Genomic DNA, 18,102 nt, shown 5'->3' with positions numbered 1-18,102 from the left:
AGACATACTGTAATCTAAATATACGAAAGCCCCGAAAGAAAAGTAGGCTTTCGTATATTTCTTTGCAAACTACTTCCTATAAGCTTTTCATTAGCTTCATCTTATAACTTTCCTGTTCATAATTTGAATTGTTTACTTTGTGCTTTTTGATGTTTAATCTATCATAAATCTCAGCTTCTAACTTCAGTCTTTCCTCTAGTACTTTCAATGTTCCCTCTAACCCTTTATAATTTTTCTCTTTTCCGAACCCTTGATTAGTATAGTAATCTATAAACCCTTCATACCACATCTTAGGTCTCTCCTGTACAGCTTTTCTAAATGAAAATTCCAGATTATTTTGCTCAACATAGAATAAGGTTGGGTTTAGTCTTTCAATAATTTTTTCTAACCTTTTAACATAATCTATCACTTTTTCTCTCGGTCCATTATATTTGACCATCCCAATAGTTACTGGATTCTGTATGAAACAACATTCAAATATATAAATTTTATCGCTCCGTAGAGCATTTTGAGCAAACTCTTCCCATCTATTTGTAATTAACTCCATGTTTTGATCGAATGGAAGTTCATATATATCATGTTGAAATACCCAGTTAAATAGCGATTCCGGAAATTCAATGTTGAAATCATATTTCATCTTTCCATAAGGTACTAAATAATTTCCTCCATTAAAAATTATATGTTCTTTAATAGCTTCTACTAAGTCTCCACTGTACACTATCAATTGCTCGTATTGCTCTTTTGTAAAACAAGCTACTCTATCGTAATCGGCCGGATGATTTAAGTCACCTTCCAAATATAACTGCACATCTATGTTCTTCTCAACTAAGGTATCATGAATAATTTTTGCAGTAGTAGATTTTCCAAATCCAGGTAGACCCTCAACCAATATTAATTTCGTATTCATCCATTATCCCCCCTTAAACTTTTATCTAAAGAACGATTCCTATAAACGATTAGCACAACATAAAAAACCCCTCCTACTTAAAATAGAGAGGGGATTAGAATTAATACCTATTCGGGCATCCTAAATAATAATTGGAATTTCCTATAATAGAAAAATAGAATACCTATTTTGCCATTCGAAATGGCATACTAATCCCTTGTCTATTGAATAATTTGATTTCATGATCAAATTTTCTTTAAAACAAATGATTAGTTATCCATTTAATAAGAAATACCTCCGTTCACTATATGTTATCTATAGTATAGTGAACAATACGTATAAAATCAATCAGATTAATTATATTAATCTATGAGAGTTAGCAACATTTCACGAACCGTTTTACAAGCCATTGCTGTTGAGGCTCCGGATGGATCATACGGTGGAGATAACTCCACTATATCTGCTGATACTATTTGGTTTAGTTCTTGTAATTGCTTCATTGCTTCTAGTAGCTCTTTGTACGTGATACCGCCTGGTTCAGGTGTACCTGTCCCTGGAAAAATACCAGGATCCAGTACATCTAAATCTATCGTTATATATACTGGTACATCTTTTAATTCCTGCACTTTTTCCTTCAATGTTGTGATAGCAAAACGTTCTAAATACGTGTGCTCTTTCGCCCAGTCAAATTCTTCTTTCATGCCAGAACGAATACCAAATTGGAAAATTCTCCCGTCTCCAAGAAAATCATGACTGCGGCGAATAACGGAAGCATGTGATAGCTTTTCACCTAAATAATCATCACGTAAGTCTGTGTGAGCATCAATATGAATTAAATGTAGATCCGGATACTTTTCATAAGCTGCTCTTATAGTAGATAAGCTAACTAAATGCTCTCCACCTACCATTAAAAATTTCTTTCCGGCATTTAATACTTCCTTGCTATACGTATATATTTGGTCTAAAGCTTTTTCGGTATTACCAAGCGGCAATTCCAAATCCCCGCCATCATAGATAAAAGCATCTTCCAGATCTTTATCTAAATATGGTGAATACGTTTCAAGTCCAAAAGAATCATTGCGAATAGCCTGCATGGCAAAACGTGTTCCAGGGCGAAAGCTTGTCGTTCCATCAAATGGTACACCGAACAGTACAACTTCCGCTTCATCAAATGATTTTTCACAGCCAATAAACGTGCTAAAATTTAAGGGTTTACTCATCACTATCAAGAGCCTCCTTTACATAGGACGGCAATTGAAATGCACCTACATGTAAATCTGTATTATAATATTTCGTTTTCAAGCCAATATTTTTCCATGCTTCTACATGAATATCTTTGATTGGATCATATGTCTTTGATGCAAATCCAAACAGCCAATGGCCAGATGGATAGGTAGGCATATGATATTGGTATACATTCGTAATTGGAAAAATCGCTTTAATTTTTTTACGTGCTTTTCTCATGCTCTCCGCATATTCAGCGAAATATGGTGATTCATGTTGGTTAATCAAAATTCCATCCTTATTTAATACACGGTAACATTCTTCATAAAATGCTGTTGTAAACAATCCTTCACCAACAGAGATTGGATCAGTTGAATCAACTAAGATAAGATCGAAGGAAGCATCTGGAGCATTTTTCACATAGGCTAACCCATCTTCAAATCGAAGCTCCATTCTAGCATCTTCTTCTACTCCCTTTGCAGTTACAGGTAAATATTCCTGACACAAACGAAATACCCTCTCATCAATTTCTACCATTACAACTTCTTCAACAGAAGGATAACGTAGCACTTCACGTGCAGTACCACCGTCTCCCCCACCTATAATTAATACTTTTTTAATGTTAGGATTCGTAGCGAAAGCAGGGTGAACAATCATATCATGGTAAATAAATTCATCTTTTTCATTTACCATCATTAAACCATCTAGCGTAAAAAAGGTTCCAAATTCTTCTCCTTGATAAAAATCAATTTGTTGAAACGGGCTTTTTTCACTGTGCACTTCTCTATCATACTTTATTGAGAATTTGCAATCATTACTCCATTGTTCTGTATACCAAGTCATTATTTTACACCTTCTAGTAATGGTTTCACTTGTACATCTTCAATTTCACGTTCTGCAAATTGTTTAATTTTATCAACCATACCACGTGGTACTTCAAATGATTCTGTTTGTTTAGCCTGTAGTTTTTCCCCTAGGTATTCAGCTGCCTTCCAAGGACTCACTGAATCACCACAAGTATATACATCTACTGAAGCATAACCATATTCTGGCCAAGTATGGATAGTCAAATGTGATTCAGCAATTATAACTGCACCTGAAACACCATAAGGGTTGAAATGATGAAATACGGATTCAACAATTGTCGCACCAGAGTAATCTGCAGCCTCATTCATAAATTTCTCAATTAATTTATTGTTTTCAATAATATCACTTGGACAACCGTAAAACTCTATTAATACATGTCTTCCTAGCGTCGATAATTTAAAACCCATTTTACGCATTCTCCTTTACAACTGTAATTTGATTTTTTTCTTTCGCCTCGGTTAACACTTCCCCTAACGTTTGACGATAATAATGATATTGCTTTACTACATCTTCCGAAATTAGTTCTCCTGGAATAACAAGTGGAATACCTGGTGGATAAATCATGATCGTGTCTCCACTTATTCGTCCAATTGCTTTATCAATAGCAACTGTTTCATGCTCAGAGTAAAAAGCATCCCTTGGACTAAGAATCAGTTCATTTACTTGGTCTGCAGTTACATTCGTAGACATCATGACGGTTCTTTCTCCGTAAATTTCTTCAATCTCTCGTAATGCTGCAACCAGTTTTCCAATTGATTCTTCTGTATCAGACGTTGTAATAACAGCCATCACAACATATCCTTCTGCAAGCTCCATTTGAATTCCATATTTTTGTTTTAAAATCGTGTATACATCAAATCCGGTCATTCCAATGCCATTGACCCGGATTACTAATTTAGTCCAGTCATATGATTGATTAAAATTCTTTAATACATAATCATTCTTTAATACTTCATAACGAGAACCTAACTCAATTTCTGAGATAGCATTTTCTACAATTGGTTTTAGGCTACAGTACCGTTCATAGCCATGCAACGCTAATTCCCTTCTCGCTACATCTAAAGAACTCATCAATAAATAGTTAGCACTTGTAGACTGAAGCATACTTAATATCTTTTGGATTGCCTCGGGTGCAATTCTATTATTCTGTAAAATTAAGATCGAGCTTTGCGTTAATGACCCGCCTGTCTTGTGCATACTAATTGTTACACCATCTGCTCCCGCTTTAATCGGATCTATTATTTCATCTGATAGAAAGGGCAGATGCGCTCCATGTGCACTATCCACAATAACCGCAATATCTCGTTCATGAGCAAGCTGGCAAATTTTCTCTAAATCACTCATGGACCCAAAATATGTTGGGTAGGTAATTAATAAAGCCTTTGCCTCTGGATGCTCCTGGATTGCTTTTTCAACACTGTTTATCGATACGCCATGTGATATACCAAAATGATAGTCTACCTCTGGTTGAATAAATACAGGTTTTGCACCACTTAAAATAATTCCATCCATTACAGATTTATGACCATTCCTTGGTACTAGTAAAGTATCACCCGGTTTACAAGTAGCCATAATCATAGTTTGGATGCCAACCGTTGTACCATTTACAAGAAAATAAGCATAATCTGCTCCAAAAGCATCTGCTGCTAATTCCTGGGCTTCTTTTATAACGGACTCGGGATGGCTTAACAAATCTAACTCCTTCATAGAGTTAACATCCATTCGCAACGCCATCTCACCTAGTACTTCTTTCAAAGGACTCATAGAAGAGCCCATTTTATGACCAGGTACATCAAAAGGAGTTACATCACGTTTAGCATATTGCACTAGTGCATCAAATAAAGGCATCTTATCTTGATTCAATATGGAAATTGGTCTCGCAACAAGTTCCTTCACGTTATTCATTAGCGGTAAACCCCAGCTAATTCAAACTTTGCTACTGCTTCTTGTAAATCAACTACTTTATCAGTTTTTTCCCAAGACACATTCAAGTCATGGCGTCCAAAATGTCCGTAGGCTGCCACTTGTTTAAACTGCGGTTTTCTAAGTTCCAGCATATTAATGATGCCGCTTGGAGTTAAATCAAATACTTCACGAATCGCCTTTAATATTCTTTCGTGCTCAACTGTTTCCGTACCGAAAGTATCAAGAGCAATACTGATTGGCTTACTTACACCAATTGCATAAGAAAGCTGAATTTCACAGCGTTCCGCTAATCCTGCTGCAACGATATTTTTTGCTACATAGCGTGCGGCATAAGCAGCAGAACGGTCAACTTTAGTACAGTCCTTACCAGAGAATGCCCCACCACCATGTTTAGCAGCTCCACCATAAGTGTCTACAATAATTTTTCTACCAGTTAATCCTGTATCACCATGAGGTCCACCAATTACAAAACGGCCAGTCGGATTAATTAACACTCGAAATTCTTCATTCATTCCATATTCACAAGCAGTTTGTTTAATAATGGATTCTGTCACAAATGCTTCAAATTTATCTTTATCAAAATCCTCATCATGTTGAATAGACATTAAAACTGTGTCAATTTTAGGCTGAATAGGATTAGTATAGTCAATGGTAACCTGTGATTTCATATCAGGACGAGCCCACGTAAACTCACCTGTTTTTCGTAGTTGAGATGCTCGTTTTACTAAAGTGTGAGCCATCTCGATTGCTAGTGGCATCATAGATTCTGTTTCATTCGTAGCATAACCAAACATAATCCCTTGGTCACCAGCACCTATTTCACTAATATCACTAGAAGTATCTACTCCCATCGCAATATCTGGAGATTGTGTATGAAGTAATACTTCTACATTACAAGTACTTCCATCAATTCCAAATCGATCATCTGTGTATCCAATCTCGATTAATGTATCTCGGACGATCTTTTCCACATTAAGATTTGCCTTAGTGGTTATCTCTCCACCAACAATTACTGTATTTGTTGTTGTAAATACTTCGCAGGCAACCCTTGAATATGGGTCCTGTGCTAATGCCGCATCAAGTACAGCATCCGAAATTTGATCGGCAATTTTATCAGGATGTCCTTCTGAAACGGACTCCGATGTAAATAAGATTTTTTCTGCCAATTTTAACCATCCCTTCCATTTTATTCATTTCAGGGCATAAAAAAAGCTCTCCTACAACCTAAGGAAAGCTTCGATTAATATCAGCTGCTATCCTCTTATTGTTCACAAAACGATATATGTTTTGCGCTCAGGTTGGGCACCCATATCTGATTTAGTTAATCAAACTGGTTTGCCACCGCATCTTAGACCCCTCGTCTCAGCGGCTATTAATAAGATAGACTTTTAATATGCAGGATTAATAGTAAGGCATATTACTCTATATGTCAATTTCTTTTTTTGTCGATATTTAGAGTAAATATTTCCAATTAAAATAGATACAGGTATATATACCTGTATCTATTTTAATTAGTTCGAATTTCTTGCCTAATAAATAAATAATAGGCAATCATGAAGCAGATTAGTGTTGCTGCTATTAGCCCAGTTAATTGAGGCCAGATTAATAGTAAGCTTTGTCCGAGTGGTAATGGACCAGCTAGAGCACCTACTGTTTGCTCCATTGTTAAAGGACCTAAAGTTCTTACTCCAGGTGATAATAGTGTAGTTGTAGATTCAGAGAATAGATAGCTTGGTGACAACCTATATAAATTTAAGATTGTCTCTTGCCGATTAATAGCCTCCTCCATACTAGATATGGACTCTGTATTTAAATAGCCTTTACTAATAAAATCTATGATCATATTATAAAAAATACTAAAGAAAATCCATACCGCTATACCAGATAGTGCTGAAGTAGCTGCTTGTTTAAAGCGTACAGAAAAGAGAATTCCTAAATTTAGCCAGAAAGCGATATATACAATACATAACACTAAAAAACATAGTATCCGGATAAACTCTTCGAAAGTTAATGGTAAGCCGATAATGAGGATTCCTAGTGCCATAACTAATAATCCAAGTGCAAAAAATAGCACCATATTTACTAATAGCGCCGCTACAAATTTGGCATTAATTACATAATCTCTTGGAATCGGTTGAGCCATTAACCTTGTTAGAGTACCCTTATTTCGCTCTGAATTAATAGCATCAAATCCTAATGCTACCCCTAACAATGGGCCTAGTATTGTTACGAATGTAATAAAAGGTGGTAATGTTCCATCTGATGTTGTAAATAATTTTAGAAATAGGTAAGAATGTTTAGCAAGTTCCTTCGCTTCATCCGACTGATCTAATGTATCCTTAATAGTTGTTATAGCAGTGTATAAAGAACCAAGGCAAGTTAACCCAATAATAATAAGTAGGATAATGATTCTCCAACTTCTTATATAGTCTGTAAATTCCTTTTGAACAATCGCACTGAAGACAGATTGTCTCTTATCCATCTTATCTAGTACTTCTTCCTTACTCTTTTTGAAGGTGATCTTACTTTTTATTTGCTGTAGCTTCATTTAAATCACGCCCTTCAAAGTACAGATGATAGATTTCATCCAATCCGAAATTTTTCTTACTAATATTTGTCAAATCTATATCATAAGACATTACTTTCTTGGCAATTATTGGAGTAATATCTTTTTCACAATAAATATCTATACTTGAATTATCTAATCTTTCTACACGACTAACTTCTTTAATAGCCATTAGTTCATTTATCATATCTCCTGTAATAGGTTCAGCCTCTAAATGAACAATATAAACATCGTTCTTAAATAATTGTCCCGCCAAATCATCCATATTTCCTTTAGCAAGTAGCTTACCTTTAACAAATATACCAACTCGATCACATACTTGTTGCACCTGATGTAAATGATGTGAGGAAAGTAAAACCGTTATATTCTTTTCTTGATTCAGGCTTTTAATTAACCTTAGTAATTCACGTACCCCTTCTGGATCAATCCCTAAAGTAGGTTCGTCTAATATAATTACTTCGGGATTTTTAATTAAAACATCAGCAAGCCCGAGACGTTGTTTCATCCCACGAGAATACTTTCCTGTTTTCTTATGCATAGCATCTTCTAATCCTACTTGTTCTAGCAAAGAAATCGCCCGCTCTTTTGCCTCATGCCCTGGAATCCCATTTAGCGAAGCTGTATATAAGAGGTTTTCAAAACCAGTCATATGTTGATAGAATCCCAGATCATCTGGTAAATACCCTACTCGCTTTTTAACCTCTAATGGATTTTTCGTAGAGTCTATTCCACAGACACTTAAACTTCCACTAGTTGGCTCTGTTAATCCTAATAACATGAAAATTGTGGTAGACTTCCCGGCTCCATTTGGCCCTAATAATCCGAATATCTCACCCTTTTTAATGGATAAAGATAACCGATCAACTGCAGGTACATCATCATAAATTTTTGTGAGTTCTTCAACTTCAATAATTGCCTCATTCACCAGTTATCTCCTCCCATATTTTTTAAAAATATAGTAGAGTCCGCCAACGACAACTAGAATAATTGCGACCCCAACAAATCCCCAAGCAGTGGAAGTTTTAACGGAAATACGGAAATTAGCTTCAGAGGAAGCCTCACCAGTATCCGCACTAAATGTAGCAGCATAGTCCCCAGCTATTGCATCTTCTGGAGCTTTTAATGTTGCTTTCACGTTTGCTTTTTCCCCTGCCTTCAGTGTTGGGATAGTATCTCTATCAAACTCTACTTCCCACTTTGGTGGGGTAGATGACTTTACATTAATATCTGTTAAATCAACTGATCCGGTATTTTCAACTACTAAATCAATGACCGTATCTCCTCCAGCAGTTATATCATCACTTAATAACCCATTTGGCGTTGAAATAGTTAATCCATACTTACCAGTAATAACTGCTTCTAACTCAATCTCACTTGAAGTTCCACCAGATTGGGCTTTAACTGGAATTTTATACGTATCAGCCTTTGCATTATTTGCAGGGGTCACGACGATATCTACTGTTTTTTCTTCGTTAGGTTCAAGTGTTACTGAAGTTACCCCATTTCCATCTACCTTAAATTGTGTTGTCCATCCATTTGGTGCTTGTGAAGATAAGGAATAATGTTGCTGTTCTGCTGTTTGATTTTTCAATGTTGTACTATATTCAAAGGTTGAATCAGCATGTCCTTCCATATTAGGTTGATCGATAGTGAAGTTTGTTTTAAACGTACCTTCTTCTGTTACATTAACTAATAAATCTAGTGTACTAGTACTACTTCCTTCCGCTACTAAATCAAATTCATACCTTCCTTTTTCTACTTGTAATGGGACGGTTACAACTAATCGAATAGATTGTTCCGCATTTGGTCGAATAGATAATTGCTCAATATTAGTACCATTTGATGAGATTTGATATTCCCAACCTTCTGGTAGTCCTCTCACCGCAAATCCTACATTTTCTATCGAACTACCACTATTTATAATATCTACCGAGTATTCAATATCCTCCCCTGGTGTTACAGAAAGACCAGTATGTGGAGTATAGACAGAGACTTCGGCAAAAGCGGTTGAGGTAATAAAGAACCCTCCTATCACTAGTGTTAATAATGAATAGAATATTTTTCTAATCATCTGACATATCCTCCTTATTTTCTAAATTCATAAATGATACGAGATTTTTTGGAGAACGGATTTATTTTTTTATAATTATTCCATACTTTTTTGCTAAGATATTGTCAGAAAATTAGAAGGGGGTCCTATAATGGATACAAAGCAGGATGAAAAACTCTTGAAATTAATTGCAAAGGGTTCTCAGGCTGCATTCAATCAATTTTATGAAACTTATGTATCCTTTGTCCTTCAGATTGCAATTAAGTTGTTAGAAGACCAGAAAGAAGCAGAGGATATTTGCCATGATGTTTTTATCGAAGTCTTTCAAAAACCATTGCAATATAGACCAGATAGAGGCAGTGTAAAAGCATGGTTAGCAGTTAAAACTAGGAGTAGGTGTATAGATCGTTTAAGGAAACATCAGCCTGTTTTACTTAACAAATTAGAAAAACTTGATACGGAGCAATCTATAAAACTAGAAATGTATGTTTTAATGGAAATTGAAAGAGAAATATTAGAAAGTGCCTTAAATCAACTTCCTCAAAAACAACGAGATTTAATTTACGGAGCCTATTTTGAAGGGAAATCTCAACGAGAATTAGCAAATATGTATGATAAACCACTTGGTACGATAAAATCCTCAATACGTTACGGCCTGCAAAACTTACGAAAGCAAAAGACCTTACTTCATTGGGCTAGAACGGACAAGGAGTGAGAAAAATGAGACATATTCCAGAAGAATTACTTGTTGATTACGCTTTAGGGAATTTATCGGAGGAAGTTTACGAAACGATAAATCATCATCTGAATTACTGTGCGTATTGTACTGAACAATTAAAATCTTGGAACCAGATACTGAGCAACAACAAGGAACATAATCCTTCCGATACCTTAAACGAGCGTATAGTAACTTCCATCAGTTCTAAGTCAGATGATAAGCAGAAAAGCAGTAACCGAAAAGCTATGTATTCGGTAATCAGTGCTGCAGCAATCTTTTTCATTGGCTTAGGCTTGTTCCAATTCAGTAAACAACAACCTGTTGCCGAATTATCAGGTAAAGAATATATTACTGCCCAGCATGATTTAATACCAGAACAACACTTTATGAATAATCCAGCAACTAACAGACTAGATGTTACTCCGGTAACCATGGATCGAAATATTCGCGGTGACGTGTGGTTAAATGAAGTAACAAACGAGCTATATTTACAGGTGGATGGACTTAAACCTCTTGAAGCTCAAGACTATCAAGTGTGGCTAGTCCATGATAATAACGGGTGGAAAGAAGAACTGTTACGCCTGCAAAATGGTAGAGTGCAAGTTTATTATAAAGGACCAAATGTAAAGACACTCCGGTTTATTAAAGTAAGTGTAGAGCCATTAGGCGGAAGCCAACTACCAACAGGGCCAGAAACATTGTTTATTGATTTAAAGCAATAATAGGAATTAAGTTAGGTGAGGAGGACGGTGCACTTCCCCCACTCCAAAATTATTTTCTCTTTTACTTCCAGCAACAAGTGCGACATCTGCTCGAGAGGACCTCGCAGTGTCTTCTTTGCACTTCACAGCACAAGCGCGACATCTGCTCGAGACGACCTCGCAGTGTCTTCTTTGCCTCATGGGGCTTGTAAGGTGCATTCTCGGGTCTCACCTAAACCTTTCCTATTTAGAAGGTCGTAAGCAAAAATACTGATAATATTGCGCCAATCACTACAAAAATGACATTTAATCCTATATAAGCTAAGACTACTGCAACTAACGCTCCAAACAATCCAATATGTGGTTTATCGGGATTAACCGTCATTACTCCAGGAAATATGAGTGCCCCTAATGCTGCATATGGAATTGCGTTTAGCCACCGGTTCACCCAATCTTTAAATTGAAGTTTATCTACAATAAATGCGGGAATTACCCTTGGCAGCATCGTAACTATTGACATTCCGATAATAATGAACCAAATCATGAGCGTTCCTCCTTCAACAAAAAAACACCACTTAACCCACCTAACACAGTTCCAACAACAATTGCCCAGCCACTACTCATAAACTGAAGACATATAACATTTACTAACATAGCAACTAATGCTATCATTCCTACCCTAAGCTCTTTTTTTACAGAAGGTACTAATAAACCAATAAACATCGCATAAAGGGCTATTCCCATGCTTTGACTCAATACTTCAGGAATAATCTCCCCTAAGACACCACCTAGTAAAGAGCCAAATACCCAAGAAAGATAGGCAATTAATGTAAGGGTAATATAAAATATAAAACCTTTTTCTTCATTCGCTTCTTTAGTATGTAAAGATGACACAGCAAATGTTTCATCCGTTAATCCAAGGGATAAAGGTAATTTCCATTTCAATGCAACAGGGCGCATTCGATTCATATAAGACAAGCTCATTACAAAATGTCGAAAGTTTAACACAAAGGTTGCGATAATTATTTCTATTGCCCCTGCTCCGAGAGCTATCATGTTAGCTCCCATAAATTGACTGGCTCCAGCAAAGACTAAAACACTCATTAAAGTTAGCTCAGTAAGTGTCAGCCCTGCCTGTTTAGCAAGTACCCCATACGTTATCGCTATCGGAATATAACCTAGCATAATTGGAAAGCCAACCGTAAACCCCCGTTTAAACATGGTCATTTTTGCAGCTACTGTCTTTCTATTTAAGTTGATGGTTTCCATTCTTATATCCCCCATTAAAATTTCTAATAATTATAACTGATAAAATGAATAGTGAAAACCATAGAAGCAAAAAAATCTGTACAGTTGTTGTACAGATTTCCTTAAGCTTTATTTATCTTGTTCCGTTAAAATAATTGGATCTCCTTCTGTTATAACAATCGTATGCTCATACTGTGCAGAACGACCACCATCCACAGTTCTTGCCGTCCAATTATTACTATCGACCTTACTACGCCAATCACCTTCATTCAACATTGGTTCAATCGTAATAACCATTCCAGGCTTTAAACGAAGCCCTTTATTTGGTAAGCCAAAATGCGGAATATGTGGATCCTCATGAATTGTCGGTCCAATTCCATGGCCGGTAAAGTCACGTACGACTGAAAATCCCTCTCCTTCAGCATAAGTTTGTATTGCATGGCCAATATCACCAATTCGATTACCAGCTTTCGCTTGTTCAATTCCGATATATAATGATTTTTTTGTTACTTCCATAAGACGTAGACCGTCTTCATCAACATTTCCTACAGCATACGTCCATGCAGAATCTGCTAATCCACCATCTAAATTAACAACCATATCAATCGTTACAATATCTCCGTCCTGAAGTTTATCTTCTCTCGGAAAACCATGGCAAATTTCATCATTAATTGAAGCGCATGTCGCATAAGGGAATCCATTATATCCCTTTTGTTCTGGTGTTGCACCATGCTCTTCTAAAAATCGGTCAACAAAAGAATCAATTTCCATTGTACTAATCCCAGGTTTAATCATGTTTGCAATTTCTTTATGAACTTGAACTAGTAAATCTGCAGCCTTCTGCATTTGCTCAACTTCACGTCTGCTTTTTCTTGTAATCATGAAATCGTCCTTTCTATCTATCAGCATTTACGCTGGCATATAGCATATTTTTCATTTTCTTAGTGTAACACATTTTTAAATCTCTTTCATTACAACCAATTATATTCAGGAAAGCTTGTACCTTTGACGAAACAAAATACGCCAATTCTAAACTATATACCGTACATTCGCCCTGTCACCGAGACAAATGTTACATACATTGTACTAGAGGAGGTGGCAATAGATGAGTAATGAAAAAGAATATGGAAAAGGCTTTGCCTTTATTGTTGTGCTGTTTATTTTATTAATCATAGTTGGTGCTAGTGGCTACGGCGGTGGTAGCTATGGTTATGGAGCTGGTGGCGGTTGGGGCTATTAACGGCCTAATAAATAGATAAAAGGGATATTAAAATAGGAGGTGATATATAATGGGACACGGATTTGAAGGCGGATTTGCGTTAATCGTTGTTCTATTTATCCTGCTTATTATCGTTGGTGCAGGTGGCTATGGAAAAGGATATTACTAATATCTAAAAATAGTAGGATGTCTTATAGTGAAAATCTATAAAGACATCCTTTCTTCTATACATATTCATTTACATCGTATATTTTTCCATTTTCGATACTGGCTTCATCATTCAGTATATCAATTAAAATCCCACCAACTGTATCAGTACTTCGTAGCTGTTTACTTTCCTTATATCCTTTAAATTTCTCCACTTCATAAAAAGCTTCTTTCGTACTAGAGCGTATCGTTTGTTGCATAGATGTATCCATTATTCCTGGATTAAAGGCAATAATTTTATTTCCTGTTTTTAATATATCCTGTTCAAGAGCTGCTGTTTTTGTATACATATTTATGCTTGCTTTCGAGCTACAATACAGTCCCCAACCATATATTGGTCTATTAGCTGCACCAGATGTAATATTTACACAAATAAAGGTCGTATCTGTACTAGATGTAAAATTTAACATTTGGTTAGAAAGAATCATCGGTACGACCGTGTTAAGTTGAATATGATATTGAAGATCTCGATTATTAATATTAGAAACTTGATTAATCGGATCAATAACGGCAGCATTATTAATTAAATACAATAATGAAGGATCATAACTAGCAATATCTACTTTTAACTTTTCAATTGTTTCCTCTAACTCATTCATACTTCCTAAATCGCAAGGATAATGGTGATATTTTACCTGATTACTTGCAGCAACCTTTTCTAAGTGCTTATTTACATTTCTCGAAACACCTAACACATGAATTCCAGACTCTAGAAAAAGCTTTGCAATGGATTCTCCTAACCCTTTAGAAACCCCTGTGATTAGAGCTAATTTCATTTATAAACCTCTTCTCCTTCATTAATTGATACGATCGGAATACTTTGTTCAATTCTATTTTTAATTTGCTTCATCCAACCTTGGATTCTTTCATTCCGTTCTTTTGGAGCAATCTTTTTATTTAATGCTGAATAAAGCGTAATATCTCTTACTTTTAAGAATAAAGATAACAATTCTTTCCAGTTAGTAGGAGGTTGTATTTCTTCAGCATACCCATTAATAAACGAAGTAATAAATTCATTGGCAAATTGAGCTTTCTGTAGTTGATTCGATTCATCTGGAAAAAGAGAAGTACATGCATAGTACAAAGGAATTGCAATATCCGATACATGCCAAAAATAACAGGCATCATCAAAATCAAAGATATGAATTTCCTTTCCGTCAAAGAAAAAATTTCCATTATGGACATCATTATGAATGAGACCAAAATTCTCTTCAGGTAACTGCTTTAATTTACTAATAATTTCTTTTGTACGTTCAATTACAATTGGTTCATTAGACACATACTTTTCTATCTCAAACAAATCATCTTCGAACCACTGTTTTCTTATCCCGGTTTGTGGCTGAAATTCAGATGTTATACGATGTAATTTACCAATTTCCCTACCCCAACTATGAAACAATGTAGTATTGAACTTAGGATCGTTGGAACGGATAGGATTTCCTTTTACTTTTGAAAACAGGCATGCATAAAAAATGGTCTCATCTTCTGCGACTTGTTTTTCTACTAGGTATTGATTAATGGAAGAAAAAACAACAGACACATTTGCCCCATTCTCATGAAGGAAGTTTAACCACTCTATTTCACCATATATTTCTTCCTCACTTCGGTGTGAGCTATGTGTGATACGTAAAATGAAAGCTTCATCACCCTTTGTTACTTCATACACATAGTTTTCAAAGTCTCCTAGTAATTTATACTCGTTATCTAATTCATATGCCATTAAAAATTTATTGATAATTTCTTGACTAAATACTGCTTCTACTGTTCGCTCCACTCGGAACCCCCCCTATAAAGAATTTCCCAGGAGATTCCTGGGGATAGTGTCCTACTAATTCTCTTTTACTTCATTCCAATAATAAACTAAAGTCTCCATACCTTTATCAAAACTATCTAATGGGAAGCTTTCATTTGGTGAGTGTAGCCTATCATCTGGGGTGCCGAAACCTAATAAAACGATCGGCATTCCGTAAATATCCTCTATCCATTCTACTACTGGAATTGATCCACCCATACGAACATAAACCGTTTCTTTACCAAATGCTTTCGTATAGCTTTTTGCAGCTTTTTGTATTAACGGATGATTAGGCTCTACCTTATAAGCTTTAGCAGAAAGCTTCTCTTTCTTAACAGTTACTGTTACGCCTTTAGGAGCAACTTTTTTCACATGTGCTTCAAGAGCATTTTGTATTTCGGTTGGGTCTTGACCTGGCACTAATCTGCATGTGATTTTTGCTGTGGCAGAAGTTGGAATAATTGTTTTCGTTCCTTCACCTTGATATCCGCCATAAATACCATTAACTTCAAATGTTGGACGAGCCATTGTATGTTCTTTTGGTGTATACCCTTTTTCTGAAACAGATTCTGGAATACCTGTAGCTTTGACAAAGTCTTCTCCTGGAACTTGTTCAATTAGCTTTCTTTCCCCTTCCGTTAAATCTTCTACTCCATCATAGAAACCCTCTACAGTCACAACTTCCTCCTCATCTTTCATAGAACTAAGAATATGTGAGAGGGCCATAATTGGATTACGGACTGCACCACCATACATACCAGAATGAAGATCATGATCTGGCCCTGTAACGGTAATTTCTATTCCAGTAAAACCTTTTAATCCATACAAAATTGTCGGTTGGTTTTTTGCTACCATTCCAGAATCAGAAATTACAGCAAAGTCAGCGTCGAATAAATCCTTTTTCTCTTGTAGCATGGCATACAGGTTTTCACTACCAATTTCCTCTTCTCCTTCTAGGCAAACCTTTACATTGAGAGGTAGCTTACCTTCTGTTTTGATGATTGCTTCAAATACAGCCAAATGCATAAATACTTGCCCTTTATCATCACTTGAACCACGTGCATAAAGACGTCCGTCTCGAACTTCTGGTTTAAAAGGATTACTTTCCCATAAATCGATTGGATCTACTGGTTGGACATCATAATGACCATATAGTAATACTGTGGGTGCTTCTGGACCAGCGTTTGTATACTCAGCATAAACAATAGGATGCTTTTTCGTTTCTATTTGTAGAATATTATCAAAGCCTATATCAGTTAAATATTCTTCTAAGAAGTTTGCTGCTTTTCTTACATCTTCTTTATGTACACTATCTGTACTAACACTCGGAATAGACAAAAATTCATTTAGTTTCATTAGTAATTGATCTCGGTTATCTTTTAAGTATTGTAGTGCTTTTTCACTCATCGAAGCCATTCCTTTCTATCTTATATTGTGTTCATTCTAGCATATTTTGGGAAGAAATAACTATAAGACTTTCTTGCTATATTTAAAGTTGAAGTAATTGGAGAATAGTTTTTCCTAAAAACCAAAAAGGACAGCTTCTAAAGCTGCCCCTAACTTAATTTTCTAATGCTTGGTCTAAATCTTCAATTAAATCTTGTACATCCTCAATTCCGACAGAAATTCGAATTAATCCATCAGTAATTCCAAGTTCTGCTCTTCTATCTGCTGGAATGGATGCATGTGTCATTTTAGCAGGTAAAGAAATCAAGCTTTCTACTGCTCCGAGACTTTCAGCTAGTGTGAAATACTTAACCTTTTTCAGTACTTCTTCCGCCAATGCTCCACTTCCTACGTCAAAGGAGATCATGCCACCGAAGCCAGACATTTGTTCTTTGGCTCGCTTATGACCAGGATGTGACTCTATACCAGGATAATAAATCGTACTAACTTTTTCATGCTCTTGTAGAAACGCAACTATTTTTTGCGTATTTGCTTCAATTGCTTCCATTCGCAAAGCTAATGTTTTAATCCCTCTCATTAATAACCAGGAATCTTGAGGTCCTAAAACTGCCCCAACAGAATTTTGCAGAAAATGAATTCTTTCCGCTAATTCTTTAGAACTTACTGCCACTAATCCTGCTACAACATCACTATGACCACCAATATATTTTGTAGCACTATGAAGAACAATATCTGCTCCCATTTCTAATGGTTGTTGCCAATATGGTGTTGCAAACGTATTATCCACTATTAAAAGCAGATTGTGTTTCTTAGCGATACTAGCCATCTTTTTAATGTCAGTAATCTTTAAAAGTGGATTTGTAGGTGTTTCTATATATAGTGCCTTTGTATTTTCCTGTATTGCATCCTCGACCTTATCCGGATTACTTGTATCAACAAATGAATTCTGTAAATCAAACCGTTCCAATACCTTGGTCATTAAACGATATGATCCACCATATACATCATCCGTTAGAATGACATGGTCTCCTGCATCTAATAGCATCATAACTGTTGTAATAGCAGCCATTCCTGAACCGAAAGCAAATCCATGCGAACCATTCTCTAAATCCGCAATTACGGTTTCAAGTGCGTGTCTAGTGGGGTTGCCTGTACGAGAATATTCATATCCACGGAAATTCCCAACACCATCCTGCTTATACGTGCTCACTTGATAAATTGGTACGGAAACTGCACCTGTTTGTTCATCACGTGTAATTCCACCATGAACCATTTTTGTTTTTGAACGCAT

Annotated in this window: 20 protein-coding genes and 1 riboswitch; of the genes, 4 read left to right on the top strand and 16 right to left on the bottom strand. The window is 36.0% G+C overall.

Going from position 1 to position 18,102, the window contains the following annotated elements:
- Positions 1 to 76: 76 nt before the first annotated feature.
- The 9 genes from AB1K81_RS01720 to AB1K81_RS01680 form a co-directional block, all read right to left on the bottom strand.
- Entirely contained in the window at positions 77 to 907 is an 831-nt protein-coding gene (locus AB1K81_RS01720) for a P-loop NTPase family protein (protein ID WP_412974922.1), read from the bottom strand.
- Positions 908 to 1,248: 341 nt separating this feature from the next.
- Positions 1,249 to 2,106, bottom strand: a complete 858-nt coding sequence (gene speB / locus AB1K81_RS01715; RefSeq protein ID WP_412974921.1) for an agmatinase — start codon at positions 2,104 to 2,106, stop codon at positions 1,249 to 1,251.
- Positions 2,099 to 2,953 (bottom strand): polyamine aminopropyltransferase, encoded by an 855-nt coding sequence (gene speE / locus AB1K81_RS01710; protein WP_412974920.1) that lies wholly within the window; start codon positions 2,951 to 2,953, stop codon positions 2,099 to 2,101. The genes speB and speE overlap by 8 nt, the downstream gene beginning before the upstream one ends.
- Positions 2,953 to 3,384, bottom strand: coding sequence for an adenosylmethionine decarboxylase (gene speD / locus AB1K81_RS01705; protein ID WP_412974919.1), 432 nt, complete (start codon positions 3,382 to 3,384; stop codon positions 2,953 to 2,955). The genes speE and speD overlap by 1 nt, the downstream gene beginning before the upstream one ends.
- Position 3,385: 1 nt before the next feature.
- The gene (locus tag AB1K81_RS01700; protein ID WP_412974918.1) at positions 3,386 to 4,882 is read right to left on the bottom strand and encodes an aminotransferase class I/II-fold pyridoxal phosphate-dependent enzyme; all 1,497 of its coding nucleotides are present in this window, start codon (positions 4,880 to 4,882) and stop codon (positions 3,386 to 3,388) included.
- Complete coding sequence (gene metK / locus AB1K81_RS01695; RefSeq protein ID WP_412974917.1) at positions 4,882 to 6,069, bottom strand: methionine adenosyltransferase; 1,188 nt, start codon at positions 6,067 to 6,069, stop codon at positions 4,882 to 4,884. Before metK ends, AB1K81_RS01700 begins: the two co-directional genes overlap by 1 nt.
- Before the next feature lie 92 nt (positions 6,070 to 6,161).
- Positions 6,162 to 6,285, bottom strand: a riboswitch (SAM riboswitch).
- A gap of 125 nt (positions 6,286 to 6,410) precedes the next feature.
- Entirely contained in the window at positions 6,411 to 7,385 is a 975-nt protein-coding gene (locus tag AB1K81_RS01690; protein ID WP_412976099.1) for an ABC transporter permease, read from the bottom strand.
- 40 nt (positions 7,386 to 7,425) lie between these two features.
- Positions 7,426 to 8,397, bottom strand: coding sequence for an ABC transporter ATP-binding protein (locus AB1K81_RS01685; RefSeq protein WP_412976098.1), 972 nt, complete (start codon positions 8,395 to 8,397; stop codon positions 7,426 to 7,428).
- Positions 8,398 to 9,540, bottom strand: a complete 1,143-nt coding sequence (locus tag AB1K81_RS01680) for a COG1470 family protein (protein WP_412974916.1) — start codon at positions 9,538 to 9,540, stop codon at positions 8,398 to 8,400. It abuts the gene before it with no gap.
- Between the two features lie 130 nt (positions 9,541 to 9,670).
- Between AB1K81_RS01680 and AB1K81_RS01675 the strand changes: the two genes are divergently transcribed.
- Together AB1K81_RS01675 and AB1K81_RS01670 are read left to right on the top strand one after the other, a co-directional pair.
- On the top strand, positions 9,671 to 10,234 hold the full coding sequence (locus AB1K81_RS01675) for an RNA polymerase sigma factor (RefSeq protein WP_412974915.1): 564 nt from the start codon (positions 9,671 to 9,673) through the stop codon (positions 10,232 to 10,234).
- A gap of 5 nt (positions 10,235 to 10,239) precedes the next feature.
- Positions 10,240 to 10,959: an anti-sigma factor domain-containing protein gene (locus AB1K81_RS01670; protein ID WP_412974914.1), complete on the top strand. Its 720-nt coding sequence runs from the start codon at positions 10,240 to 10,242 to the stop codon at positions 10,957 to 10,959.
- 226 nt (positions 10,960 to 11,185) lie between these two features.
- Here AB1K81_RS01670 and AB1K81_RS01665 read toward each other — a convergent pair whose 3' ends face one another.
- The 3 genes from AB1K81_RS01665 to map all read right to left on the bottom strand — a co-directional run bounded on the left by AB1K81_RS01665 (position 11,186) and on the right by map (position 13,068).
- Entirely contained in the window at positions 11,186 to 11,482 is a 297-nt protein-coding gene (locus AB1K81_RS01665) for an AzlD domain-containing protein (protein ID WP_412974913.1), read from the bottom strand.
- Entirely contained in the window at positions 11,479 to 12,207 is a 729-nt protein-coding gene (locus tag AB1K81_RS01660) for an AzlC family ABC transporter permease (protein ID WP_412974912.1), read from the bottom strand. Before AB1K81_RS01660 ends, AB1K81_RS01665 begins: the two co-directional genes overlap by 4 nt.
- 108 nt (positions 12,208 to 12,315) lie before the next feature.
- On the bottom strand, positions 12,316 to 13,068 hold the full coding sequence (gene map / locus AB1K81_RS01655) for a type I methionyl aminopeptidase (protein WP_412974911.1): 753 nt from the start codon (positions 13,066 to 13,068) through the stop codon (positions 12,316 to 12,318).
- 223 nt (positions 13,069 to 13,291) lie between these two features.
- Here map and AB1K81_RS01650 point away from each other — a divergent pair, with 223 nt between their 5' ends.
- Both AB1K81_RS01650 and AB1K81_RS01645 read left to right on the top strand, forming a co-directional pair.
- Entirely contained in the window at positions 13,292 to 13,426 is a 135-nt protein-coding gene (locus AB1K81_RS01650; RefSeq protein WP_412974910.1) for a YjcZ family sporulation protein, read from the top strand.
- Between the two features lie 49 nt (positions 13,427 to 13,475).
- Complete coding sequence (locus tag AB1K81_RS01645; protein WP_412974909.1) at positions 13,476 to 13,574, top strand: YjcZ family sporulation protein; 99 nt, start codon at positions 13,476 to 13,478, stop codon at positions 13,572 to 13,574.
- Positions 13,575 to 13,629: 55 nt separating this feature from the next.
- On the opposite strand, the gene AB1K81_RS01640 is transcribed toward AB1K81_RS01645, so the two are convergent.
- The 4 genes from AB1K81_RS01640 to AB1K81_RS01625 form a co-directional block, all read right to left on the bottom strand.
- Entirely contained in the window at positions 13,630 to 14,388 is a 759-nt protein-coding gene (locus AB1K81_RS01640; protein WP_412974908.1) for a (S)-benzoin forming benzil reductase, read from the bottom strand.
- On the bottom strand, positions 14,385 to 15,386 hold the full coding sequence (locus tag AB1K81_RS01635; RefSeq protein ID WP_412974907.1) for a phosphotransferase enzyme family protein: 1,002 nt from the start codon (positions 15,384 to 15,386) through the stop codon (positions 14,385 to 14,387). The genes AB1K81_RS01640 and AB1K81_RS01635 overlap by 4 nt, the downstream gene beginning before the upstream one ends.
- A 54-nt stretch (positions 15,387 to 15,440) precedes the next feature.
- Complete coding sequence (locus AB1K81_RS01630; protein WP_412974906.1) at positions 15,441 to 16,811, bottom strand: dipeptidase; 1,371 nt, start codon at positions 16,809 to 16,811, stop codon at positions 15,441 to 15,443.
- Between the two features lie 154 nt (positions 16,812 to 16,965).
- A complete protein-coding gene (locus tag AB1K81_RS01625) occupies positions 16,966 to 18,102 on the bottom strand; it encodes a bifunctional cystathionine gamma-lyase/homocysteine desulfhydrase (RefSeq protein WP_412974905.1) in 1,137 nt (378 codons plus the stop codon).

Origin of the sequence: Ornithinibacillus jepli, assembly GCF_047228935.1 — a bacterium.
GTDB lineage: Bacteria > Bacillota > Bacilli > Bacillales > Amphibacillaceae > Ornithinibacillus.
This window is presented reverse-complemented; position numbering and strand designations above follow the sequence as displayed.